This is a genomic window from Gilliamella sp. B2717 (genome assembly GCF_026536675.1).
GTDB classification, from domain to species: Bacteria; Pseudomonadota; Gammaproteobacteria; order Enterobacterales; family Orbaceae; genus Gilliamella; species Gilliamella apicola_I.
Genome location: NZ_JAFNNQ010000045.1, coordinates 1 through 510 on the forward strand (window position 1 = coordinate 1; position 510 = coordinate 510).

1 protein-coding gene is annotated in these 510 nt (G+C 49.4%); it reads right to left on the reverse strand.

Features of this window, described 5'->3' with window-relative positions; translation table 11 throughout:
* Positions 1-510 (reverse strand): type VI secretion system Vgr family protein (locus J3U35_RS06480; protein ID WP_267360317.1); only part of this gene is annotated, 510 nt, incomplete at both ends.

Genomic DNA, 510 nt, shown 5'->3' on the forward strand with positions numbered 1-510 from the left:
TGACTAAGTGACCCAGATTAAGTTGCGTTTTGCCGTATTCGGTCGCCAGCTTGATATGCTCCTGTCCCCGTTTGTCATCCATGCGCAATTTGTTATTGGTCGGGGTACGAATCACATTACGGTGTTTGTTTATTGTCGTGACATGGTCAGGGTGAGCACTGTCGTGCATAGCATGGGCAATATACGGGCGGTCAGGATTGCCGTCCATAAAGGCCATGGCGACCTCCGTGCCGTCAATTAACGGAAAATGAAAGCCATAAGTGCCTCCGGCATAGGGTTTTGCCAGTCTTACCCATAAACTTTCATTGCCTGTTTTCCACGCTTTCAGGTCATAGTTAAATTTCACCCGATACCGACCCTGAGTATCAATATAGCCGTAAGTGTCATTGTCCGGACTGGTCACCCGTGCCGGTAAGGTTCCCCCGATTTGTGGCCAGGCTATCGGTTTAGGGCGGTACGGTTTTAATACCTGATACGGGATAGCGGTAAAATGTAGCTCGTAAGCATCCG